Origin of the sequence: Rhodococcus sp. UYP9 (assembly GCF_040547235.1) — a bacterium.
Lineage (GTDB): Bacteria > Actinomycetota > Actinomycetes > Mycobacteriales > Mycobacteriaceae > Rhodococcoides.
The window spans coordinates 183,480-204,932 of record NZ_JBEPPH010000006.1 but is presented as its reverse complement, the minus strand read 5'-3'; the positions used below and the strand labels follow the sequence as shown (position 1 = coordinate 204,932).

The following is a 21,453-nucleotide window of genomic DNA, read 5'->3' as shown; positions in this document are numbered from 1 at the left end:
CGCATGACACGCTCTATAACGGCGCGGTAACGAAATCATCTCGAATCGGGTACCCTCGACTCCGGAATTCAAACGGAAAGCCTCGAAACAACGGGGCGACGAGGAGGTACCAGGCGTGGGACGTCACAGAAGAGCATCGAACTCCACTATGCGGCGGAATTCGGTGATCGCTCTGACCGGTCTTGTCCCCGCAGGTCTCATCACTGCGGCTTCCAGCGCAGGAGCAGCGGAGTACCTCCCGTTCATGGCATCGGAGTCGACGACCGAGCAGTCGGAGCCCGTGGTCGAGACTCCACGTCCCCTCGCATCGGAGACCGACGCTCAGCCCGTGGCCGCAGCCGAGGCACCGGTCGCGCTGGCCGTGGCCGTCGCCCCGCAACCCGCGGTTGCGCCGACGCCCGAGCTACCCACGTCCCTGATGGCCAGCCCGATCGCCATCCCCACGGTCAACGTGTCGGCATACAAGAACGCCGAGCAGATCCTGACCGCCGAGCTGCCGGGCTGCGGTATCAGCTGGACCGTCATCGCCGGTATCGGCCGCGTCGAGTCCACGCATGCGAACAACGGCAAAGCAGATGACGCGGGCGAATTGTTCGAACCGATCCTCGGCCCCCGATTGGACGGCTCGCTCGCCGGAAACAACGTCATCGCCGACACCGACGGGGGCGCCCTCGACGGCGACCCACATTTCGATCGCGCCGTCGGACCGATGCAGTTCCTACCGGAGACCTGGAATCACTACCACGCCGACGGTAACGGCGACGGCATCTCCGACCCCCAGAACCTCTACGACGCGGCTCTCGCCACCGGTAAGTACCTCTGCGACGGCGGACTGGACCTGCGCGATCTCGGCCAGACGACCAAGGCAATTCTGCGGTACAACAATTCGATGGCATACGTCGCCAATGTGCTCGCCTGGTCCACCGGTTACGCAACCGGAATCGTCCCGACCTCGGACGAGCTCCCCCGCATCCACTAGCGTCGGGGCCCCGATAGCATGGGGTCATGGCAGTCCTTACGGAATCCGACGTTCGAACAGCACTTTCGAAGGTCATCGATCCGGAAATTCACAAACCGATCACCGATCTCGGCATGGTCAAGAGCGTCACGATCGGCGACGGCGGCGCAGTCGACGTGGGCATCTACCTCACCACCGCCGGATGCCCGATGAAGGGCGAGATCAGCGAGAGCGTCAAGAAAGCCGTCGCCGACGTCCCGGGAGTCGGCGTCATCACCGTCGAACTCGATGTGATGAACGACGAGCAGCGCACCGAACTCCGCAGATCCCTCCGAGGCGATTCCGCCGAACCCCTCATTCCGTTCGCCCAGCCCGGGTCGCTGACTCGCGTGTACGCCGTCGCGTCGGGCAAGGGTGGCGTCGGAAAGTCTTCCGTCACGGTCAACCTCGCCGCATCGTTGGCCGCCCGCGGCCTGTCGGTGGGTGTGCTCGACGCCGACATCTACGGTCATTCGGTTCCTCGGATGTTCGGCAACGATGCCAAGCCGACCCAGGTCGAGAAGATGATCATGCCACCACAGGCTTACGGCGTGAAGTTCATTTCCATTGCCCAGTTCACCCAGGGCAACACCCCCGTCGTATGGCGCGGTCCCATGTTGCACCGCGCCTTGCAACAGTTCCTCGCGGACGTGTTCTGGGGAGATCTCGACGTCCTTCTTCTCGACCTCCCACCCGGCACCGGAGACATCGCGATCTCGGTGGCGCAATTGGTTCCCGGCGCAGAGATACTCGTTGTCACCACACCGCAGCAGGCAGCAGCGGAGGTTGCCGAACGCGCAGGAGCCATCGCACTACAGACCCGCCAACGTATTGCCGGAGTCGTGGAGAACATGTCCTGGCTCGAGCTGCCCGACGGCACTCGCATGGACATCTTCGGGTCGGGCGGCGGCCAGGACGTGTCCGACCGCTTGACCAAGGCTGTCGGCGCCACTGTTCCTCTGCTGGGCCAGATTCCGCTCGACACCGCGGTTCGAGAAGGCGGTGACAACGGGATTCCCATCGTGCTGGGTCACCCCGAGACTCCGGCAGCGAAGGCACTCGAAGCCGTCGCAGCGAAGCTCGCTGTGCGTGAGCGGGGACTGGTCGGCATGTCGCTCAGCATCGATACAACCCGCCGGTAACCTCGAAACACTTGCCACTCGGACACAATCCGGTAGAGAGTGGCAAGCATGAAAACGCCGCAATCGAACGGCCGTGGCGCAGTCGCGCTGGCGTTCGTGCTGTTCTCCGTTCTCCTGGGATCAGTTCTCGCACCCGCCGTCGCAGCCGCTCAGCCGGCTCCGCCGCCGGGTCAGAACTACTCCATCGCAACCGATATCACGTTCGCTCCGTTCGAATTCCAGGACGAAAGCGGCAAACTCGTCGGAATCGACATGGATCTGCTCGCGGCGATCGCAGAGGACCAGGGATTCGAGTACGACGTCAGCCCAGTCGGATTCGACGCCGCACTGCAGGGCGTCACCGGCGGTCAGTTCAACGGCATGATCGCCGGAATGTCGATCACGGATGCCCGCAAGGCTACTTTCGACTTCTCCGATCCGTACTTCGATTCCGGCGTACAGATGGGCGTCCTCGACTCGAACGATTCGGTGACGTCGTACGAGGACCTTCGCGGTAAGACCGTCGCGGTCAAGAACGGCACCGAAGGCGCCACCTTCGCCGAATCCATCAAGGAACAGTACGGATTCAGCACCCGGTACTTCGCCGATTCCTCATCGATGTTCGACGAGGTCCGAACCGGCAACTCCGCCGCGGTGTTCGAGGACTATCCGGTGCTGGCATACGGCATCAAGCAGGGCAACGGCTTCAAGACAGTCACCGAGAAGGAGCCTGGCGCCAGCTATGGCTTCGCCGTCGCGAAGGGTCAGAACGCACAGCTGCTGGAGGAATTCAACGCCGGCCTGGCGAACCTGCGTGCCAGCGGCGAATACGACCAGATCCTCGACACCTATCTCAATTCCGCTGCCAGCACCGACGACAACTCGATTCTCGGCCTGATCAAGAGCACCTGGAAGCTGCTGCTCGAAGGCCTCTGGCTGACGATCCTGCTGACTGCGATCTCGATCGCGATCGCCCTGGTGCTCGGCGCGATCTTCGGCCTCTTCCGCGTATCGACGAACATCGTCCTGCGCGGCATCGGCACAACCTATGTCGATGTCTTCCGTGGCACACCGCTTCTCGTGCAGGCATTCTTCATCTACTTCGGTATCCCTGCCGCGCTGGACTTCCAGATGTCGGCGTTCACCGCAGGCGTCATCACACTCTCACTCAACGCCGGTGCCTACATGGCCGAGATCGTGCGCGGCGGCATACTCGCTGTCGACAAGGGCCAGATGGAAGCGTCGCGAAGCCTCGGTATCAGCTACCTGAAGTCGATGCGAAAAGTGGTGATGCCGCAGGCAGTTCGAACGATGATCCCGTCGTACATCAATCAGTTCGTGATCACACTCAAGGACACGTCGATCCTGTCGGTCATCGGCCTCGCCGAATTGACCCAGACCGGCCGCATCATCATTGCGCGCAACTTCCAGTCCTTCAACATGTGGCTGATCATCGGCGTCATGTACTTCATCATCATCATGGCCCTCACCAAGCTGTCGAACCGGATCGAGAAGAGGATCAACAAATGACCGCGGACCTGAGCAAAGCTGTGCCGGTCGAAGGCAGGCCCGGCGTCAAGATAGCCATCAAGGACCTACACAAAGCATTCGGTGACAACGAAGTGCTCAAAGGCATCGACGCCGATATCGCAAACGGTGAAGTGGTGTGCATCATCGGGCCGTCCGGATCCGGCAAGAGCACGCTGCTACGGTGCCTCAACAAGCTCGAGGACATCACCGGCGGCCACGTCGTCGTCGACGGCGTCGACCTCACGGACAAGAACGTGAACCTCGACAAGGTCCGGCAGAACATCGGCATGGTGTTCCAACATTTCAATCTCTTCCCGCACATGACGGCCCTCGAGAACGTCATGCTTGCCCCCGTGGAGACCAAGAAGGAATCCAAGGCAGAGGCCAAGAACTCCGCGCTCGAACTGCTCGAGCAGGTCGGCCTCTCCGATCGTGCCCACTACAAACCTGCCAGCCTGTCCGGTGGACAGAAGCAGCGCGTCGCGATTGCCCGAGCCCTGGCGATGAGCCCGTCGATCATGTTGTTCGACGAGGCGACCTCAGCCCTCGATCCCGAAATGGTCGGTGAGGTTCTCCAGGTGCTGCGCGATCTTGCGAAGGGCGGCATGACGATGGTCGTCGTGACCCATGAGATGGGATTTGCGCGCGAAGTGTCCGACCGGATCATCTTCATGGCAGAAGGAGTCATCGTCGAAGAAGGTACGCCCGATCAACTCTTCGGGAACCCGCAGAACCCGCGGACGCAAGACTTTCTGAACAAGGTGCTCTGACCGGACGTCCGGGCGGGAATTTAGGTGGCGTCCGAATCGATGGGCGGAGTCTTACCGGTGGGAAGCTTCTTCTCCAGTGACGGCTTACTGTCCGGCTTGGGCAGAGAGCCGTTGGTCGAAGAGCCGCTGCTCGACGAGCCGCTGACCGAAGAGCCGGTGGTCGGCTTCTTGGAATCGAAGTTGCCCGTGAAGATCGAATCGTCGCCGTCGAGCAAGTGCTTGGTGATGACCGCGCGCGGGGTCATGCCGCGAAGCTGATTGAGGTCGGCGAGGGGCTTGCGAAGATCCTCGAAGTCCGTACCCAATTCGTCTTTGAGCTGCTGACTCGCGCCGTTCGCGTAGTCCTTGACCTGACGGATCGACTTGGTGACCCAACTGATGGCGCCGGGGAGCCGGTCAGGACCAAGGATGACGAGCGCTGCTACCAGGAGCACGACGAGCTCTCCCCAGCCAATGTTGCCGAACACGTCGTCAGCCTACTTCCTCAGTCCGAAATTGGGGTGACGGTGACATCGACCAGCCGACCCGACCGGATCAGCTGCACAGGCGTCGACTCACCGATCTGGCTCGACTGCACGGCGACGACCAGTTCGTCGGCGCTCGTCACAGCGCGATCGCCGACCTTGGTGATCACGTCACCCTCGACGATGCCTGCTTGCTGAGCGGGCCCACCGGCACGCACGTTGGCGACTTCGGCACCGGACGTAGCGTCGTTGATGACCGAACGCGCATTGATGCCGATGTCCGGGTGTTGCATCTTCCCGTTGGCGATGAGCGACTGGGCGACTTTGGTGACGTCATCGATCGGAATGGCGAATCCAAGACCAACCGAGCCGCCGCTTTCGCTTCGGATGGCCGAGTTGATCCCGATGACACGCCCTTCGGCGTCGATCAGGGGTCCCCCGGAGTTACCAGGGTTGATCGCGGCATCGGTCTGCACAGCATCGATGACCGCGTCGGTGTCGGTGCCTTCACCGGACAGGCGAACCGGACGATCGAGCGCGCTCACAATTCCGCGGGTGACTGTCTTGCTCAAGCCGAGAGGCGAGCCGACCGCTACGACGTCCTCGCCGACCTGGACGTCTGCAGAATTACCCAACTGTGCAACCGTCAGATTTCCGACGTCGGTCTTGAGCACGGCCAGATCCGTCTTGGTGTCGCGGCCGACGATCTTCGCGGGCACCTTGGTGCCGTCGGAGAAGGTCACTTGCAGCGTTGCACGATCCGGGTTGGTGGCCGCCATCGAGATCACGTGGTTGTTGGTCACGATGTACCCGGCTCCGTCGATGACGACGCCGGATCCGGTACCTGCGTTCTCGCCGAGAGTCACCTGAATCGAGACGACGGCAGGCAGGACTGCGTCGGCCACTTTGGCGACCTGCCCCTGCGGGAGGTCTTCCCCACTCGATTGAGTCAGGTTGACCTTCTGACTGGTCAAGGCGCCGGTCACCTCGGCAGTCTCACGGCCCACCAGCCCGCCGACGAGGCCGATCGCCAGGGCGATGGCCCCGAGCACCACGAGAGTCTTGGGCGCGACGCGTTCGCCGAACAGCACCTCCCGGACACCGAGCTTGGGACCGTCGGGCGCAACCGGAGGTTCCGGAACCGGTTCGGCGGCGTTGCCCAGCCGCACCGAGGAATGCGGGTCACGCCACGGATCCTCGGGTTCGGGCTCGGATACCGCGTCGGTGGATGTTCGGTCAGGATCGCGTTGCAAGGACTCGTCCGCGTCCGTGGGGCGGCCGAACGCCTCTGCGAGAACTGGGTCGGGTGTGCGCACCGCGATTCGGGGAGAAGGCTCTGCCCGTCGGGCTGGAGGTGTGAACGACCCGTCGAGGCCCTTCGGACGTCCGAACGCCGCAGCCGACGCCGGATCCACCTCGGGCCGATAGAGCGGCCTTGGAGGCAGTCTGGGTGCCTCGGGATCTGTATGGGTGCTCACGCGCACAGGCTACCGACGACGCCTGCGGATACCCACAACGGAGGTGACGATCGCGCGTTTACTGCGGCTGATCGCGTCCTTGGCTTCGGTTGGTTCGCACATCGGAATCTGGCTGAGCAGACCACGAAGCGAGTGGGGCATGGACAACTCGCCCGCGCCTTGTAACGCGCTACGCGCCTGCTGCTGCGCATCCACCTCGGCGGCGCACTCGTGGCACTCGGCGATGTGGTGGGCGGCCCGTAAGTAGGCGGTCATTCGAAGTTCGCCGTCGACGAAGGCGGCAACTGCTTCACTGGCCAGATGCTCGGTCGAGCTGAACTGTCGTGGCTTGCGGGCCTGCGTCATCCAACCCTCCTGGTAGCTACTGGACACTTGCGTGATCCGTCTCGACCTTTCCGTTCACTCGAAGATACTCGCGAAGCGCTGCGCGTCCACGGTGGATTCGACTTCGGACGGTTCCGAGCTTCACACCGAGTGTTGCACCGATCTCTTCGTACGACAGCCCTTCGATGTCACAGAGCACGATCGCGGCGCGAAACTCCGGCGCCAACGAGTCCAGCGCGGACTGCAGATCGGGGTCGAGGCGTGCGTCGTGGTAGATCTGTTCCGGGTTCGGGAGCTCGGAAGGGACCCGGTCGTAGTCCTCGGGTAGTGCTTCCATTCGAATCCGATTGCGTCGACGGACCATGTCGAGAAACAGGTTGGTGGTGATGCGGTGCAGCCAGCCTTCGAACGTGCCGGGCTGGTAGTTCGACAGCGAACGGAACACACGAATGAACGTGTCCTGTGTGAGATCTTCGGCATCCTGCGCGTTGCCGGACAGCCGGTATGCCAAGCGGTAGACGCGGTCGCCATGTTCGCGAACGAGCTCGTCCCAGGACGGCATCGTGTTCTTTTCGCCGGTAGCGTCGAATACGGCGGTGCCGCTCAGATCCGCTGCAGCAGCAGAATCGGCGGTCTCGGGCAATCGAGCTGTGTCTCGATCTCCGTTGATCTTGTAGATAGTTGGATCCTCCTGCTCAGGACCACGTTGGTGTAGCTCCCGTGCCGTGTACAACCTGCGGCTCCGCCGAGATGTTCCCGCGTGTGTCTTCTCGATCAAGCGATCTCCAGTAGCTTGTCGCATCCGGGTGTGCCCACCGTATGAAAAAGCTGAGGTGCCGCTGAGAAAGTGGCACCCAGATCGGCCGAGTCGCTCCGCAGGCTTTGCTCCTGCCGCGATAGCCTCGGCATGTGCTGACAAATGCCGAGAAGTTGCTCACCTACGCCGAGGAGTCCGTGCAGGAAGACGAGATCCTCGTCAATGCTCGTGAACGCGCTGACGATCTCGGTGCCGCACCCGTGCCACCGTCCGTCGGCGCGGTACTGAGCATCTTCGCTCAGATGCTCGGCGCCAAGACCGTCGTCGAGGTCGGAACTGGTGCGGGAGTGTCCGGCCTGTGGCTGCTCGACGGCATGCGCGAGGACGGTGTACTCACCACCATCGACACCGAACCCGAGCATCAGCGCGCCGCCAAGGAGGCGTTCCGTGCCGGGGGTATCGCGCCATCGCGGACGCGCCTCATCAACGGATGGGCGCTCGATGTCCTCCCCCGCCTCGCCGACGACACCTACGACTTGGTGTTCATCGACACCAGTCCGGTGGACCATTTGCATTTCGTGCAGGAGAGCGTGCGACTACTCCGACCCGGCGGAGTTCTGGTGCTGCACAACGCCCTGCTGGGCGGACGGGTTCCCGATTCCACCCAGCGTGACGCCACTACCGTCGCCGTCCGTGCTGCCGCCCGCGCCATCGCCGAGGACGACCGCCTCACGACAGTCCTGCTCCCCCTCGGCGACGGGTTGATCTGCGCCTCACGGAGTTAGACACGGGCGGCGATCTGCGGGCGCTAGATCCAGATGCCCTTGCCGACGGTGACGATGCCACCGGCGGAGACATTGAAGCGTTCCTTGTCGCGCTCGATGTCGACGCCGACAATTTCGCCGTCACCGACGACGACGTTCTTGTCCAGGATCGCCCGACGAACGACCGCACCCTTGCCGATTTTCACCCCGGGCATCAGGACGCTACCCTCCACGGTCGCGCCACTGTCGATCATGACGTTCGAGCTCAGAACCGAATTGCGAACCGTTGCCGCCGACAGGATGCAGCCTGCACCCACAACGGATTCCTGTGCGAGACCGCCTTGCACGAATTTTGCGGGCGGAAGGTTCTCGGCGGCACCGCGAATGGGCCAGCGACGGTTGTAGAGATTGAAGATCGGATGCACGGACACCAGATCCATGTGCGCGTCGTAGAACGCGTCGATGGTGCCGACGTCACGCCAGTAGCCTCGGTCGCGTTCGGTAGCACCGGGAACGACGTTGTCGTTGAAGTCGTATACCGACGCGACACCCGCTTCGACGAGAGCCGGAATGATGTCGCCGCCCATGTCGTGGTCGGAGTCGGAGTTCTCGGCGTCGGCTTTGATGGCGTCGATGAGCACCTTGGTGGTGAACACGTAGTTGCCCATCGAGGCATAGGTGACGTTCGGGTCGTCGGGAGTCCCCGGTGGGTGCGCCGGCTTCTCGAGAAACTGGGTGATGTTGCCGTTCTCATCGGAGTCGATGCAGCCGAATGCATACGCTTCGCTACGCGGAACCCTGATGCCCGCCACGGTGACGCCTGCACCCGAATCGATGTGCTGCTGGACCATCTGTTCCGGGTCCATGCGATACACGTGATCGGCGCCGAAAACGACGATGTACTCGGGGTCTTCGTCGTAGACCAGGTTGAGCGACTGGAAGATCGCGTCGGCGCTGCCGGTGTACCAGCGTGGGCCCAGACGTTGCTGTGCCGGTACCGGAGTGATGTATTCCCCGGCGAAGCCCGACAGACGCCAGGTTTGCGAGATATGACGGTCCAGCGAATGGGACTTGTACTGAGTCAGCACGCACAGCCGGAGGTAACCGGCATTGACGAGATTACTGAGCACGAAGTCGATCAGTCGATATGCGCCACCGAAGGGGACGGCGGGTTTGGCTCGGTCGGCGGTCATCGGGTAGAGACGCTTACCCTCACCGCCTGCCAGCACAATGCCTAGTACGTGCGGTTGTGTCCTCACGTGCCCAACCTATCCGCACCGGATGAACCTTGCCAGCAGTACACGCGTTTCACAGAAGGAATGTAGGTTGACAGATGTGCGCGTGGCGATGATGACAAGGGAATATCCGCCGGAGGTCTACGGCGGCGCAGGTGTACATGTGACCGAGCTATCGGCACAGTTGAGATCCCTGTGCGAGGTCGACATTCACTGTATGGGGGCGCCGCGCGATACCGCGCAGGTTCACGATCCCGATCCCGCATTGGCAGGGGCCAACGCCGCCCTGACGACACTGTCCGCCGAATTACGGATGGCAGACGCTGCGGCCGGCGCCGATGTCGTGCACTCGCACACCTGGTACACCGGGCTTGCCGGGCATCTCGCAGCCGAACTGTACGGCGTGCCGCACATTCTCACTGCCCATTCTCTCGAGCCCCGCAGGCCGTGGAAGGCCGAGCAACTGGGTGGCGGTTATCGCATCTCTTCCTGGTCCGAACGCAACGCTGTCGAGTACGCGGATGCCGTCATCGCGGTCAGCGAGGGCATGGCCAAGGATGTTCTCGACGCCTATCCGCGCCTGGATCCCAGCCGAGTCCACGTGGTACGCAACGGTATCGACACCGAGAATTGGCATCCAGGTCCAGCGGCGGACCCCGAGGATTCCGCACTGGCAGACATCGGCGTCGACCCGAACAGGCCGATGGCGGCGTTCGTCGGACGCATCACCCGTCAAAAGGGTGTCGGCCACCTCATTGCGGCAGCGCATCATTTCGACCCGGCCATTCAACTGGTCCTGTGCGCGGGCGCACCGGACACCCCTGAGATTGCCGCCGACACCGAGCGAGCAGTAGCCGAACTCGCCGAGACCCGATCGAATGTGTTCTGGGTTCGCGAGATGCTTCCCACCGAAAAGGTGCGCGAAATACTTTCGGCGGCAGACGTATTCGTATGCCCGTCGGTATACGAGCCTCTCGGGATCGTCAACCTCGAAGCCATGGCCACCGAAACTGCCGTCGTCGCATCCGACGTCGGCGGCATTCCCGAGGTGGTCGTCGACGGTGTCACCGGACGCCTCGTGCACTACAACTCCTACGAGCCACAGGTGTTCGAGCGTTCCTTGGCCGACACTGTCAACGCTGTCGCACTCGACCCGAAGACTGCGACGGCGATGGGCAAAGCTGGTCGAGCACGGGCCGTCGCCGAATTCTCATGGGCTGCCATCGCGCAGCAGACGCTCGACGTCTACAACGCAGCGCTGGCGGCCAGGGCCCGGTAAGTACCGACGGTCACCGAGGCCGTCACCTCGACTGTGTCCGGTAAGGCGGCGATTGCAGTGCGGCGCGAGGCATCCGTGGAATGCCGCGCCGACGGGCCCATCCCCACAAGGCTTGCGACGCCGGCGTGATCGAGCGCCATCGTGAACTCGACGCGTGTGGCGTCCGTCTGCTCGAAGCGGCCTGCGAGAGATTCTCCGAGGCGCCGCGCCTTGTCCTCGTCGACGCTGAGGAGGCCGAGGGCCTCGATCAGTTCCTGCTGATGATGTTCGGTCGGAGTGACGACGACCAAGACTCCGTTCGGTGCCAGAATGCGTCGTAGCTCGGCGGCGTTCCGCGGCGAAAACACACAACTGACCGCATCCACCGATCCGGTTCGTACCGGCAGAGGTTGCCACACGTCGGCCACGACGGATCCCAGTCGCGGATGCGCACGAGCCACTTTTCTGGCCGCCGGCTTGGACACGTCGAGTCCGATGCCTCTCATGCGCTCGAACGTCTCGAGTACCGCCGCCAGATAGTGTCCGGTACCCGCGCCCACCTCCAGCACGGTGGCGGGATTGTGTGCCGACATGGCCGCTGCTACGGCAGCGATGATCCGATCGAAGTGTCCGCTGTCGAGAAACTCCGACCGCGCCTCGATCATCTCGGCGGAATCACCGACGATCTTGCCTGCGTTTCCCGCCAGCAAACTGACATAGCCCTGACGTGCAACGTCGAAGGTATGCCCACGGTCGCACCGCACGACGCGACCGTCCTCGATGGCCTCGAAATCCGAGGTGCAGTGCGGGCAGACCAGTAGATCCATCACTTCGCTCAGCATTTTTGTTCTCTCCGTATGGACTGGGATCACCACAAAGCCCCGTTCGCCGACTTCGCGCACGGGGCTATGGGTAGAAAAGAACAGCAGCTATCCGGTGACGCCCCTCAATTCCTCACCGAGTGCTGCTGCCTCGTCTGGGGTGAGTTCGACGACCAGGCGCCCACCGCCTTCCAGCGGCACCCTCATCACGATTCCTCGTCCCTCTTTGGTTGCTTCGAGGGGACCGTCTCCGGTCCGGGGCTTCATCGCCGCCATCCTCTGCTCCCTCCAGATCTGCGCCACACTGCACTGCGCCTCGGCCAAAAAAGATTTCTCGCCGCAGGGCGAGAAAGGTTCTTGAACACTATTCTTCCCTATCGAGGCCGATATCGGGAACTGGAGTCGGTATTGAGGGCCGGCATCAGACAGCCAGACAGGTGATCGTCCACCATTCCGGTGGCCTGCATCAGCGCGTAGGCCGTTGTCGGTCCGAAGAACCGCAGGCCACGACGCTTGAGGTCGGCAGCCATCGCCGTCGACTCCGCGGTCACCGCCGGCACCTCGGAGGCGTCGACGAGCCGGCTCGGTCGCGGCGGGGTCGCGAACGACCACAGCAGAGTATCGAGATCGGTTCCAACCAGGTCGAGGACGACCCGCGCGTTGGCTATCGTTGCGGCGATCTTGGCCTTGTTGCGGACGATGGAGGCATCGGCCATCAGTCGGGCGATGTCGTCCTCGCCGAAGCGAGCGACCTTCTCCGGGTCGAAACCCGCGAACGCGCGCCGAAAGCTGTCGCGTTTACGCAAGATGGTGATCCACGACAGGCCGGCTTGGAACGATTCGAGGCACAGTCGCTCGTACAGCGCATCCCGGCCGTGCACTTCCCGGCCCCATTCGGTGTCGTGATACTCCCGATAGAGGTCGTCTGCGGTAGCACCCCATGGACAGCGCAGTAGACCGTCCGGTCCGGGTACCGCCGTCATTCCTCGGACTTCGCTGCTGCCAGAGCAGACCGCAGCAGATCGATCTCGGCGCCCAACCGGTCGAGAGCCCAATCGACTTCGCTCTGCTTGTAGCCACGCACCGTTTGCTGAAATTTCAGCGTTCGTACATCGTCGCCGGTCACACCTTCTGCGGGCAGCACCGTAGCGGTGGTGCCTTCGGGCAGCGGACCGAGTTCTTCACCGCGTCCGAACACGACGCTTGCCACGAAGAAGAGCAGGGCTGCGATCACGGCGATGATGACGACGTAGAGAAGGAGCGTCAGCATGGATCGATCGTCTCACGCAGCCCTGCCCGTCACACGTGCAAGGTGTTGATTGCCGGTCGATCCTCCAACGAGACCTCCGTCGAGAACGGGACGAACGAGTCACCGTCGACGCGGAACTGTGTCAGCCCGGCCCCCGAGTCCGGGATTCCGCATCGCCCGAGCATGGTGCCGACGATCTGACGACTCATGGCACCGAGTTCGACGAGCGGACGGTTCCGATGCTTGCGTACACCGAGATTGACCTGGCCGATTGCGTCGAGACCGAGCCGATCGTAGGTATCGAGCAGCAGTCCGATCTCGACGCCGTAGCCGGGGGCGAACGGGACGGCAGACAACAACTCGCGGGTGCCCGCGTACTCACCACCGAGCGGTTGGATCACGCTGGTCAATTCCGGACGCATAGCCGCCAGCAGGGGGCGGGCGACGAGCTCGGTGACTCGTCCTCCACCGTTGGCGTCCTCGCCGCCGCTCACCCGTAACGGGCGCCGGTAATACCCCTTCACCAAATGAATTCCCTCGACCGTCAACAACGGCCCCAGCAGCTTCGGAACGAAGGCCGGGTCGGGATTGATGAGGTCGGAGTCCACGAAGGCGATGAGGTCACCGGTAGACGCTGCAACAGCGCGCCACAGCACTTCGCCTTTGCCGGGCACTGGTTCGAGTCCTGGAATCGCTTCCTCTCGACTGATCACTCGTGCTCCGGCGGCCCTTGCACGTTCGGCAGTGGCGTCGGTGGACCCGGAGTCCAAGACGATCAGTTCGTCGACCAGGCCTCCCAGCAAGGGGTGGATCGTGTCGATGACCGCGGCCACGGTCTGTTGTTCGTTGAGGGCTGGTAAAACCACCGAGACGGTTCGGCCCTTCTTCGCGGCTTCCAGCTCCGCCAGAGACCATGAAGGTTCATCCCAACTGTGCGAGGCTGCCCACGATTCCCTCACAGCCGTTCGGTCGGCCAACGTCATGCGAGCCCCCTGATGGTTCGTTCGGGAATCCTCGTCCCCAGAATTGCGGCAACCATGTCTACGACTCTTCTGGTCGATGCGACCTCGTGCACTCGGAACATGCGAGCTCCGCCTGCTGCGGCCAATGCTGTCGCTGCCAATGTTCCCTCCAACCGGTCGGCGAGTTCTACACCTAGAGTCTCGCCTATGAAATCCTTGTTGCTGAGCGCCATCAGCACTGGCCATCCGGTGTTTACAAGAACGTCCACTCGCCGCAACAACTCGAGCCCGTGATAGGTGTTTTTTCCGAAATCGTGGGTCGGATCGATCAGAATCGAGTCGCGACGAACTCCGGCGGCAAGCGCCGCTTCTGCTGCGTTCGTCACCTCGGCGACGACATCGGCAACGACATCGGTATATCGGACGCGGTGCGGACGCGTCCGTGGCGTCGCGCCTCCGGTGTGTGAACACACGATCCCGACGCCCTCTTGCGCCGCGACTGTAACGAGACCGGGATCGGCCCCCGCCCAGGTGTCGTTGATCAAATCTGCACCGACTCCGCACGCGAGCCTTGCCACCTCGCTACGCCAGGTATCGACACTGATCAACAGATCGGGATATTCGCCTCGAATGGCTTCGACGAACGGAATGACGCGACGGATTTCCTCGGCCGCGTCGACCACATCACCGGGGCCGGCTTTCACACCGCCGATGTCGACCATGTCCGCACCCTCGGCAACAGCGCGGTGCACCGACGCCATGGCCGCGTCGTCGGTGAAATTCGCACCTTTGTCGTAGAACGAATCCGGGGTGCGGTTCACAATCGCCATGACGAGTGCGCGGTCGGTGGCGACCGATTTGCCGCAAAGGGTGTTCATGAATCAATAGTGGCATCCCTGCACGCACCGAATGCTGCGCGGCCGCTCGGGCTGGTCGAGAAGATCGATTCGGCCAGTGGCTGGAAGTCACACTGACCGCTTCGCTTCTTCCCTAACCCCTGGGGGCCTTGCCTGCAGCTACCTCGTCGACGTATCCGTCGTACGCCTTGTCGTACCCACCCGACTTGCCGCGGAGTACGTACAACTCGGCCTCGGGGTCGTCGCCGTAGCCGAGTTTGCGCAGGGCAACCTTCTGGCTCTTGAACGTCGAGGTCTGCTCGAGACTGTCCACGACACGGACGAACAGCGGAACCGCGTACGAGGGCAGTTTGTCGTAGAGATGCTCGGCGACCGATTTTCCATCGAAGCTCTCACCGTCACGCAACGTCACCGCAGCCATACCTGCCTTGCCGTCGGTTCCTTCGATGTCGACGCCGTACACGACCACACCGTCCACCGATGGGTGTCCGCCGAGCGCGCCCTCGACCTGCGTCGTGGCGACGTTCTCTCCCTTCCACCGGAAAGTGTCACCGAGTCGGTCGACGAACGCGACGTGCATCCAACCCTGATGCCGGACCAGGTCGCCGGTGTCGAACCAGCAGTCTCCATTTTTGAAACCGTCTCGAACGAGCTTCTTCTCCGTCGCCTTCTCGTCCGAGTAGCCGTCGAACGGCGCGCGGTCGGTGACCTTGGACAGCAAAAGACCTACCTCGCCGCTTCCGACCTTGCGAAGCCGGCCGTTGCTTCCGCGCTTCGCCTCGCCCGACTCCTCGTCGTATTCGACGACGGCATACGGCAGCGGGCAGATGCCTGCAGTCTTCTTCATGTTCAATGCGTTGATGAACGCGATGTTGCATTCGCTGGCGCCGTAGAACTCCGCAACTCGCGAGATTCCGAAACGCTCGGTGAACTCTTCCCAGATCTCGGGGCGTAAGCCGTTGCCTACGACGAGCTCGATCGTGTTGTCTCGGTCGTCCGGCCGCTTCTCCTGGGTCAGCAGGTAGCGGCACAATTCGCCGATGTAGGTGAACGCGGTCGCCTTGTTGACCTTGACGTCTTCCCAGAAGTTGCTGACCGAGAACTGTTTACCGATGGCCATCGCCGCACCGCCGGCGAGCACCGACGACAGCGTCACCGTCAGCGCATTGTTGTGATAGAGCGGCAGGCAGCAGTAGATGACGTCGTCTTCGCGCAGCCGCACACCCATGTTGCCCAGCCCGGACATCGACTTGAGCCAGCGGAAATGGCTCATCAAACTTGCCTTCGGCAGGCCGGTGGTGCCGGAGGTGAAAATGTAGAAGGCATTCTCTTTGGCCTGGATCTGCGCAGTCACCGAAGGGTTGTCCGCGCTGGCATCCGCCGCGAGTTCGGCAAGCTCGCGCATCGGCAGAACTACGCCCGCCTCGGGAGCGTCGTCCAAGGAATCGAGCGCTTCCTGAGCGTTCTCGTCGAGGACCAGTACGGTCGCCGACAGGATGCCGAGGCTGTGTTCGAGGACGTTGCCCCGCTGGTTGTAATTCAGCATTCCGGCGGTAGCGCCGAGCTTGACGGCAGCGAGCGCCGCGAAAAGCGCCTCCGGCCTGTTCTTGCTGAGCACACCGACCACGTCGCCGCGCTTTACGCCCAGGTCGGTGAACACGTGGGCATACCGATTGACCATCGCGTTGGCCTCGGCGTACGACACCGATTCACCTTCGAATCGCACGAACGGTCGGTCTCCGCGCTTGGCAGCGGCATCCTGGAACACCAGGCCGATCGAGGCCTTGTGATGAGGTTTGCGAGTAAAGCCCAAGACACCGCGCAGCATGCTCGGCACCTCCGTCACCATTTTCGGCAACGCGACCGCGAGGTCGGTCAGTCCAATCTTCTGACGGGCATCGACAGCCATGTACTCCCCTTCGAGCGATGTGATCCCCATTACCTTACTCCAGAGTAACCTTTGGTTTCATCGAGGAGAACAGGCGGCGAGCGCATCGGCGACGGTGGCTGTCCTGATCAGCTTGTCCAGTGCCCGCTGTTGGACGAAGCCCGTCGAGGACAGCCCGTCGAGCCACTGCAACAGGCCCGCGTAATGGTCCGTTGGATCCAGTAGCACCACGGGCTTGTCGTGCATGCCCAGATACCCGGCCGTCCAGGTCTCGAACAGTTCCTCCAGCGTTCCGATGCCGCCGGGTAGCGCGATGAACGCGTCGGCCCGGTCTTCCATGATCTTCTTGCGCTCACGCATGGTGTCGGTGACGATCAATTCATCGGCGTCGACGTCGGCGACCTCTCGATGAACGAGAGCTTTCGGGATGACACCGACTGTGAAAGCGCCTGCAGCACGGGCCGATTCGGCTACCGCCCCCATCATCGAGACGTTTCCGCCACCGGAGACCAACTGCCATCCCCGTTGGCCGATCGCGGTGCCGAGTTCGCGGGCCAGCTCGAGAAACGACGAATCCACCGGCCCCGATGCGCAGTAGACGCACACCCTGTTGATTACGACAGCTTCGCTCACTCCGACTCTCCGCAAACACTGCTCACGATCAGCACTGCTTCCTCGACGCTGTCGGTACAACGAATCAAGTCCAGGTCCGCCGGGGAAACCTTGCCTTGCGCGACCAGGGTGTCCTTGATCCAGCTGATGAGACCGGACCAGAATTCGGTGCCGATCAGGACGATCGGAAAGCGCGTCACCTTGCCCGTCTGCACCAAGGTGAGAGCCTCGAACAACTCGTCGAGAGTGCCGAAACCGCCTGGGAGACAAATGAATGCCTGGGAGTACTTCACGAACATCGTCTTCCGGACGAAAAAGTACCGAAAGTCGATACCCAGATCTACCCAATCGTTGAGGCCCTGCTCGAAGGGCAGCTCGATGCCGAGCCCGATCGAGTAGCCGTCGACGCTACTCGCACCGCGGTTCGCAGCTTCCATGATTCCAGGGCCGCCGCCGGTGATGACCGCGAATCCCGCTACCGCCAAAGCACTTCCGAGCTCGCGGGCAGACTTGTACTCATCGTGATCACGCGGGGTTCGAGCCGAACCGAACACCGAGACCGCCCTCGGCACCTCGGCGAGAGCGCCGAAACCCTCCACGAACTCACTCTGAATCCGCAGCACCCGCCACGTGTCGGTGTGATTCCAGTTTCCCGTCCCGCGCTGATCGAGCAACCGCTGATCAGAGGTCGACGACTCGGTGTTGCGTCCGCGACGCAACGTCACCGGTCCCTTGTGTCTCGCTGGCGTCTCCATGTTTTACAGGCTATCCGGCCCACAGGCGATCGGAACCACAGGTCATCCAGCGGTGAGGTATCCCCGCAGGACAGCCGTGACGTTCGTGATCTGCTCGGTGGGCACTCGCTCGTCGCGCTTGTGCGCCAAGTTCGGGTCTCCGGGACCGTAGTTGACCGCCGGGATACCGAGCGCCGAGAACCGCGACACGTCGGTCCAGCCGTACTTGGCGCGAAATCGGCCACCGGCCGCTTCGATCAGCGCCGCAGCAGCAGGCGCGGCGAGTCCAGGCAACGCACCGGGTGAAGAATCGGTGACCTCGAATCCGAGATCGAGACCGTCGACGACGTCACGGACATGCTCGATCGCTTGCTCGACACTCCGATCGGGGGCGAAGCGAAAGTTCACATCCAGCTCGGCTGCGTCGGGGACGACATTGCCGGCCACGCCACCGGAGATACGGACAGCCTGCAGACCTTCGCGGTACAAGCAGCCATCGATGTCCACCTCTCGTGCGCTGTATGCAGCCAACCTGTTGAGTACAGCACCGAACTTGTGAATTGCATTGTCCCCCAGCCATGATCGCGCACTGTGCGCTCTCGTCCCACCCGCTGAAAGCCGCACTCGCAGCGTGCCCTGGCAGCCCGCCTCGATGAATCCACCGGACGGCTCACCAAGAATCGCCACGTCGGCCGCCAGCCACTCCGGCAGCTCACGTTCGATCCGGCCCAGGCCGTTGAGCGCCGCATCGATCTCTTCACAGTCGTAGAACACCAGCGTGATGTCGTGCGCAGGGTCGTCGATGGTGGCGGCGAGATGAAGAAAGACAGCGTCGCCCGACTTCATGTCGACCGTGCCACAACCATGCAGGACATCGCCCTCGACACTGTCGCGTTCACGTCTGCTCGGCACATTGTCGGCAATAGGGACGGTATCGAGGTGACCGGCGAGCATCACTCGACTGGGAAGCCCACGATCGGTGCGCGCAAGAACCGCATTACCGCTCCGGATGATCTCGAATCCGACAGTCTGTTCACGCAGCGCGGCCTCCACCGCATCGGCGATCACCGACTCTTCCCGCGAAACACTGGGTATGTCCACCAGCGCCGCTGTCAGATCGATGGGGTCGGAATGCAGATTCAAAGCCGGGTGCGAACTCACCGTACGAGACTACTTCCAGCTCATTCCGCAGCCATAACTCGCGCCACTAATCTGCGCCACCCGGAATTTCGTACACCGCGCCATCGAATCCTGCCCGGAACAGCTTTCCAGCGGAGAAACCCTGTTCACCACGGCCATAGATCAGAACACTCGACAACGGAATGCCACTGCCGAGGACGCAGTACTGCCCGGGTGCATCGATGCGAACTACTTGCCCGCGGGCGTTGAGCGGGACGACGGGGCGGCCTGCGGAATCGAGTGTCAGACCGTCCGGTGCGCTCAGTGCATCGAGACCGGAGAAGTCTAGGATGCTCTCCGGCCTCGATGGATCGGCGACAGGGATTCGGCTCACGCCGGAGTTCACGAACGTCCGAGACACATACAGGTACTCACCCGCAGGATCGAGCACGGCGCCGTTTGCACTGGGGAACCTTGCCCACTCGGAATTCACCGATCCGTCGGGGCGAACCTGCCCGATGAGTCCACCGAAATCGTTGGTCGCATATACAGTCCCATCGCCGGCGACCGCGAGGCCGTTGGCGGCACTCAAACCAGTCGCGAACGGGCTGAGCTCGAGCGTATCGATGTTCAACCGAACGATGCCCGCAGCCTTGATGAGATCGCCGACGAAGACGCGGGGATCGGCGCCGTACCCGACGAGCAAGGTGCCGTCCGGCATCCAGCCAAGGGCGCCACCGCCGCCGCTGGGCACCGTCGCGATGGGATACGCAGCCTGACCCGGCGCATCGATCCGGTAGACCCGGCCAGTGACGATGTCGGTCGTGTAGAGCCTGCCCTGCCCGTCGACCGCCAGCCCTTCGAGAGCCGACCCGTCGATCTGGGCGACCTTCACCGGCGGTGCGCTCACCGCAGCACACTCAGGCGCCGCGGACGCCGTCGGCGCCTGCAAGACCGTTGTTCCTCCTGCGATCAATACGGCCGCTACAGCACCCGTGCCCCACCGTCGGAATTGCGCCCCCAAAGTCATGAATCATGTTTAGCACGCACGCCCGTCGCCGTCGCACTTCTGTCTTCGACGACGCACGCCGTATCCTCGGTACCTGTGAGCGCACAGGGAGCATCAGCAATAGGCATTGCCAACATCACCACCAGCGGAGTCGTCCTCGACACCTGGTACCCCAGCCCCGAGCTGGGCGGTAACGGGCCCGTCGGCACCACGCGGCTCGAGGGGTCTGACATCCCCGCCGAGTTCGCCGCCCTCGTCGGCCCGGACGAGGCCCGCGGAGTCGACGTCGTCGCCGTCCGAACGACCATCGCCTCGCTCGATGACGCACCGATCGACGCGCACGACGTCTACTTGCGCCTGCATCTGCTCTCGCATCGTCTCGTTCAGCCGCACGGGCTCAGCCTGGACGGCCAGTTCGGCTTTCTTGCCAACGTCGTATGGACCAACTTCGGACCGGCAGCGGTCGACGGTTTCGAGACAGTCCGCACTCGCCTACGCGCGCGCGGCCACGTCACGGTTCTCAGCATCGACAAGTTCCCCCGTCTCGTCGACTACGTCGCGCCGTCCGGTGTCCGGATCGCCGACGCCGATCGGGTCCGTCTGGGCGCGCATCTGGCAAGCGGAACGACGGTCATGCACGAGGGATTCGTCAACTTCAACGCCGGCACGCTCGGCAATTCGATGGTCGAGGGCCGAATCTCGGCCGGAGTCGTCGTCGGTGATGGCTCCGACGTCGGCGGTGGCGCGTCGATCATGGGCACACTGTCCGGCGGCGGCAAGAACGTCATCTCGGTCGGCGAGCGTTGCCTACTCGGTGCCAACTCCGGACTCGGCATTTCCCTCGGCGACGACTGTGTTGTCGAGGCGGGCCTCTACATCACCGCGGGAACGAAGGTGACCGGCCCTGACGGCACCGTCGTGAAGGCTGCGACGCTCAACGGAAACAGCAATCTGCTGTTCCGTCGAAACTCGGTATCCGGTGCCGTCGAGGTCGTGCCGTGGAAGGGCACCGGCGTCGAACTGAACGCCGCGCTACACGCCAACGACTAGATGGTTCCAAGGGAGTCGAGGGTCGTCACCACTGCGTGTGCCGCCTCGATTCCCTTACGCTCCAGATGCGCGGTGAAGAACGCGGCGTGATCGGCGTGCTCGTGAAAGTGGTGGGGCGTCAGCACTACGGAGAACACGGGTACGTCGGTGTCCAGCTGGACTCGCATCAGGCCGTCGATGACCGCCGATTCGACGAATTCGTGCCGATAGATTCCGCCGTCCACGACGAGTGCGGCGGCCACGATTGCCGAGTACTTCCCCGTGCGTGCCAGACGCTGGGCGTGCAATGGAATCTCGAAAGCGCCTGGAACCGCGAACTGGACGACCGAAGCTTCCGGATAGCCCTGCGCCACCAACTCGGAAACGAATCCCTGGCGCGCACGGTCGACTATCTCGCTGTGCCACGTCGCTTGGATGAAGGCGATGGATCCCAGTTGCTCGTTCGTCATGAAAG

Annotated in this window: 24 protein-coding genes; 7 read left to right on the top strand and 17 right to left on the bottom strand. The window is 62.9% G+C overall.

Annotated features, from left to right (window positions below; genetic code table 11):
• Nucleotides 1-115 precede the first annotated feature (115 nt).
• The 4 genes from ABIB36_RS17830 to ABIB36_RS17815 are packed head-to-tail and all read left to right on the top strand — an operon-like array spanning nucleotide 116 to nucleotide 4,418.
• The gene (locus ABIB36_RS17830) at nucleotides 116-979 is read left to right on the top strand and encodes a lytic transglycosylase domain-containing protein (protein WP_354561484.1); all 864 of its coding nucleotides are present in this window, start codon (nucleotides 116-118) and stop codon (nucleotides 977-979) included.
• 26 nt (nucleotides 980-1,005) lie between these two features.
• Nucleotides 1,006-2,139, top strand: a complete 1,134-nt coding sequence (locus tag ABIB36_RS17825) for an Mrp/NBP35 family ATP-binding protein (protein WP_354561481.1) — start codon at nucleotides 1,006-1,008, stop codon at nucleotides 2,137-2,139.
• A 48-nt stretch (nucleotides 2,140-2,187) separates the two neighbouring features.
• Entirely contained in the window at nucleotides 2,188-3,648 is a 1,461-nt protein-coding gene (locus tag ABIB36_RS17820) for an amino acid ABC transporter substrate-binding protein/permease (RefSeq protein WP_084346349.1), read from the top strand.
• Nucleotides 3,645-4,418 carry an amino acid ABC transporter ATP-binding protein gene (locus ABIB36_RS17815; RefSeq protein ID WP_084346018.1) on the top strand — a complete coding sequence of 258 codons (774 nt, stop codon included), beginning with the start codon at nucleotides 3,645-3,647 and terminating at the stop codon, nucleotides 4,416-4,418. Before ABIB36_RS17820 ends, ABIB36_RS17815 begins: the two co-directional genes overlap by 4 nt.
• 20 nt (nucleotides 4,419-4,438) lie before the next feature.
• Here the strand turns inward: ABIB36_RS17815 and tatB are convergent, their stop codons facing one another.
• From tatB to sigE, 4 genes are read right to left on the bottom strand one after another with little or no spacing between them, the layout of a single operon-like run.
• Entirely contained in the window at nucleotides 4,439-4,885 is a 447-nt protein-coding gene (gene tatB / locus ABIB36_RS17810; RefSeq protein WP_084346019.1) for a Sec-independent protein translocase protein TatB, read from the bottom strand.
• A gap of 17 nt (nucleotides 4,886-4,902) precedes the next feature.
• On the bottom strand, nucleotides 4,903-6,360 hold the full coding sequence (locus ABIB36_RS17805; protein ID WP_256895530.1) for a S1C family serine protease: 1,458 nt from the start codon (nucleotides 6,358-6,360) through the stop codon (nucleotides 4,903-4,905).
• 9 nt (nucleotides 6,361-6,369) lie between these two features.
• A complete protein-coding gene (locus tag ABIB36_RS17800; protein WP_143542093.1) occupies nucleotides 6,370-6,705 on the bottom strand; it encodes a hypothetical protein in 336 nt (111 codons plus the stop codon).
• A gap of 16 nt (nucleotides 6,706-6,721) precedes the next feature.
• The gene (gene sigE, locus ABIB36_RS17795; RefSeq protein WP_084346350.1) at nucleotides 6,722-7,354 is read right to left on the bottom strand and encodes an RNA polymerase sigma factor SigE; all 633 of its coding nucleotides are present in this window, start codon (nucleotides 7,352-7,354) and stop codon (nucleotides 6,722-6,724) included.
• 239 nt (nucleotides 7,355-7,593) lie between these two features.
• Here sigE and ABIB36_RS17790 point away from each other — a divergent pair, with 239 nt between their 5' ends.
• On the top strand, nucleotides 7,594-8,226 hold the full coding sequence (locus tag ABIB36_RS17790) for an O-methyltransferase (RefSeq protein WP_179142219.1): 633 nt from the start codon (nucleotides 7,594-7,596) through the stop codon (nucleotides 8,224-8,226).
• Nucleotides 8,227-8,249: 23 nt separating this feature from the next.
• Here the strand turns inward: ABIB36_RS17790 and glgC are convergent, their stop codons facing one another.
• Nucleotides 8,250-9,464, bottom strand: a complete 1,215-nt coding sequence (gene glgC / locus ABIB36_RS17785) for a glucose-1-phosphate adenylyltransferase (RefSeq protein WP_084346022.1) — start codon at nucleotides 9,462-9,464, stop codon at nucleotides 8,250-8,252.
• A 76-nt stretch (nucleotides 9,465-9,540) separates the two neighbouring features.
• Between glgC and glgA the strand changes: the two genes are divergently transcribed.
• The gene (gene glgA, locus ABIB36_RS17780) at nucleotides 9,541-10,719 is read left to right on the top strand and encodes a glycogen synthase (protein WP_354561589.1); all 1,179 of its coding nucleotides are present in this window, start codon (nucleotides 9,541-9,543) and stop codon (nucleotides 10,717-10,719) included.
• Here the strand turns inward: glgA and ABIB36_RS17775 are convergent.
• The 11 genes from ABIB36_RS17775 to ABIB36_RS17725 form a co-directional block, all read right to left on the bottom strand.
• Entirely contained in the window at nucleotides 10,686-11,540 is an 855-nt protein-coding gene (locus tag ABIB36_RS17775) for a methyltransferase domain-containing protein (RefSeq protein WP_354561475.1), read from the bottom strand. The two genes, glgA and ABIB36_RS17775, sit on opposite strands and share 34 nt — an antisense overlap.
• 87 nt (nucleotides 11,541-11,627) lie before the next feature.
• Entirely contained in the window at nucleotides 11,628-11,795 is a 168-nt protein-coding gene (locus tag ABIB36_RS17770) for a DUF3117 domain-containing protein (RefSeq protein WP_084346353.1), read from the bottom strand.
• 98 nt (nucleotides 11,796-11,893) lie between these two features.
• Nucleotides 11,894-12,502: a DNA-3-methyladenine glycosylase I gene (locus tag ABIB36_RS17765; RefSeq protein ID WP_354561472.1), complete on the bottom strand. Its 609-nt coding sequence runs from the start codon at nucleotides 12,500-12,502 to the stop codon at nucleotides 11,894-11,896.
• Entirely contained in the window at nucleotides 12,499-12,789 is a 291-nt protein-coding gene (locus ABIB36_RS17760; RefSeq protein ID WP_084346025.1) for a DivIVA domain-containing protein, read from the bottom strand. The genes ABIB36_RS17765 and ABIB36_RS17760 overlap by 4 nt, the downstream gene beginning before the upstream one ends.
• A 29-nt stretch (nucleotides 12,790-12,818) precedes the next feature.
• The gene (locus ABIB36_RS17755; RefSeq protein ID WP_354561469.1) at nucleotides 12,819-13,751 is read right to left on the bottom strand and encodes a glucosyl-3-phosphoglycerate synthase; all 933 of its coding nucleotides are present in this window, start codon (nucleotides 13,749-13,751) and stop codon (nucleotides 12,819-12,821) included.
• Nucleotides 13,748-14,608 carry a dihydropteroate synthase gene (folP, locus tag ABIB36_RS17750; RefSeq protein WP_354561467.1) on the bottom strand — a complete coding sequence of 287 codons (861 nt, stop codon included), beginning with the start codon at nucleotides 14,606-14,608 and terminating at the stop codon, nucleotides 13,748-13,750. Before folP ends, ABIB36_RS17755 begins: the two co-directional genes overlap by 4 nt.
• Nucleotides 14,609-14,720: 112 nt before the next feature.
• Nucleotides 14,721-16,496 (bottom strand): long-chain-acyl-CoA synthetase, encoded by a 1,776-nt coding sequence (locus ABIB36_RS17745; RefSeq protein WP_354561587.1) that lies wholly within the window; start codon nucleotides 16,494-16,496, stop codon nucleotides 14,721-14,723.
• 57 nt (nucleotides 16,497-16,553) lie between these two features.
• On the bottom strand, nucleotides 16,554-17,108 hold the full coding sequence (gene log, locus ABIB36_RS17740; protein ID WP_084346028.1) for a cytokinin riboside 5'-monophosphate phosphoribohydrolase: 555 nt from the start codon (nucleotides 17,106-17,108) through the stop codon (nucleotides 16,554-16,556).
• Complete coding sequence (locus ABIB36_RS17735; protein WP_084346029.1) at nucleotides 17,105-17,842, bottom strand: LOG family protein; 738 nt, start codon at nucleotides 17,840-17,842, stop codon at nucleotides 17,105-17,107. Before ABIB36_RS17735 ends, log begins: the two co-directional genes overlap by 4 nt.
• A gap of 42 nt (nucleotides 17,843-17,884) precedes the next feature.
• On the bottom strand, nucleotides 17,885-18,982 hold the full coding sequence (gene dapE / locus ABIB36_RS17730) for a succinyl-diaminopimelate desuccinylase (RefSeq protein ID WP_084346030.1): 1,098 nt from the start codon (nucleotides 18,980-18,982) through the stop codon (nucleotides 17,885-17,887).
• Nucleotides 18,983-19,028: 46 nt separating this feature from the next.
• Nucleotides 19,029-19,970: an SMP-30/gluconolactonase/LRE family protein gene (locus ABIB36_RS17725; RefSeq protein ID WP_084346031.1), complete on the bottom strand. Its 942-nt coding sequence runs from the start codon at nucleotides 19,968-19,970 to the stop codon at nucleotides 19,029-19,031.
• A 75-nt stretch (nucleotides 19,971-20,045) separates the two neighbouring features.
• Between ABIB36_RS17725 and dapD the strand changes: the two genes are divergently transcribed.
• Complete coding sequence (gene dapD, locus ABIB36_RS17720; protein ID WP_084346032.1) at nucleotides 20,046-20,999, top strand: 2,3,4,5-tetrahydropyridine-2,6-dicarboxylate N-succinyltransferase; 954 nt, start codon at nucleotides 20,046-20,048, stop codon at nucleotides 20,997-20,999.
• On the opposite strand, the gene ABIB36_RS17715 is transcribed toward dapD, so the two are convergent.
• Complete coding sequence (locus ABIB36_RS17715) at nucleotides 20,996-21,448, bottom strand: 6,7-dimethyl-8-ribityllumazine synthase (RefSeq protein ID WP_084346033.1); 453 nt, start codon at nucleotides 21,446-21,448, stop codon at nucleotides 20,996-20,998. The genes dapD and ABIB36_RS17715 overlap by 4 nt on opposite strands.
• Nucleotides 21,449-21,453: the final 5 nt, after the last annotated feature.

Excerpts from the sequence above, each read along its gene's own strand:
- ABIB36_RS17825 (WP_354561481.1), top strand. The coding sequence starts at position 1,006 with ATGGCAGTCCTTACGGAATCCGACGTTCGAACAGCACTTTCGAAGGTC.
- ABIB36_RS17820 (WP_084346349.1), top strand. The coding sequence starts at position 2,188 with ATGAAAACGCCGCAATCGAACGGCCGTGGCGCAGTCGCGCTGGCGTTC.
- ABIB36_RS17815 (WP_084346018.1), top strand. The coding sequence starts at position 3,645 with ATGACCGCGGACCTGAGCAAAGCTGTGCCGGTCGAAGGCAGGCCCGGC.
- ABIB36_RS17800 (WP_143542093.1), bottom strand. The coding sequence starts at position 6,705 with ATGACGCAGGCCCGCAAGCCACGACAGTTCAGCTCGACCGAGCATCTG.
- ABIB36_RS17775 (WP_354561475.1), bottom strand. The coding sequence starts at position 11,540 with ATGCTGAGCGAAGTGATGGATCTACTGGTCTGCCCGCACTGCACCTCG.
- ABIB36_RS17770 (WP_084346353.1), bottom strand. The coding sequence starts at position 11,795 with ATGGCGGCGATGAAGCCCCGGACCGGAGACGGTCCCCTCGAAGCAACC.
- ABIB36_RS17765 (WP_354561472.1), bottom strand. The coding sequence starts at position 12,502 with ATGACGGCGGTACCCGGACCGGACGGTCTACTGCGCTGTCCATGGGGT.
- ABIB36_RS17760 (WP_084346025.1), bottom strand. The coding sequence starts at position 12,789 with ATGCTGACGCTCCTTCTCTACGTCGTCATCATCGCCGTGATCGCAGCC.
- ABIB36_RS17755 (WP_354561469.1), bottom strand. The coding sequence starts at position 13,751 with ATGACGTTGGCCGACCGAACGGCTGTGAGGGAATCGTGGGCAGCCTCG.
- folP (WP_354561467.1), bottom strand. The coding sequence starts at position 14,608 with ATGAACACCCTTTGCGGCAAATCGGTCGCCACCGACCGCGCACTCGTC.
- ABIB36_RS17745 (WP_354561587.1), bottom strand. The coding sequence starts at position 16,496 with ATGGCTGTCGATGCCCGTCAGAAGATTGGACTGACCGACCTCGCGGTC.
- ABIB36_RS17735 (WP_084346029.1), bottom strand. The coding sequence starts at position 17,842 with ATGGAGACGCCAGCGAGACACAAGGGACCGGTGACGTTGCGTCGCGGA.
- ABIB36_RS17725 (WP_084346031.1), bottom strand. The coding sequence starts at position 19,970 with ATGACTTTGGGGGCGCAATTCCGACGGTGGGGCACGGGTGCTGTAGCG.
- ABIB36_RS17715 (WP_084346033.1), bottom strand. The coding sequence starts at position 21,448 with ATGACGAACGAGCAACTGGGATCCATCGCCTTCATCCAAGCGACGTGG.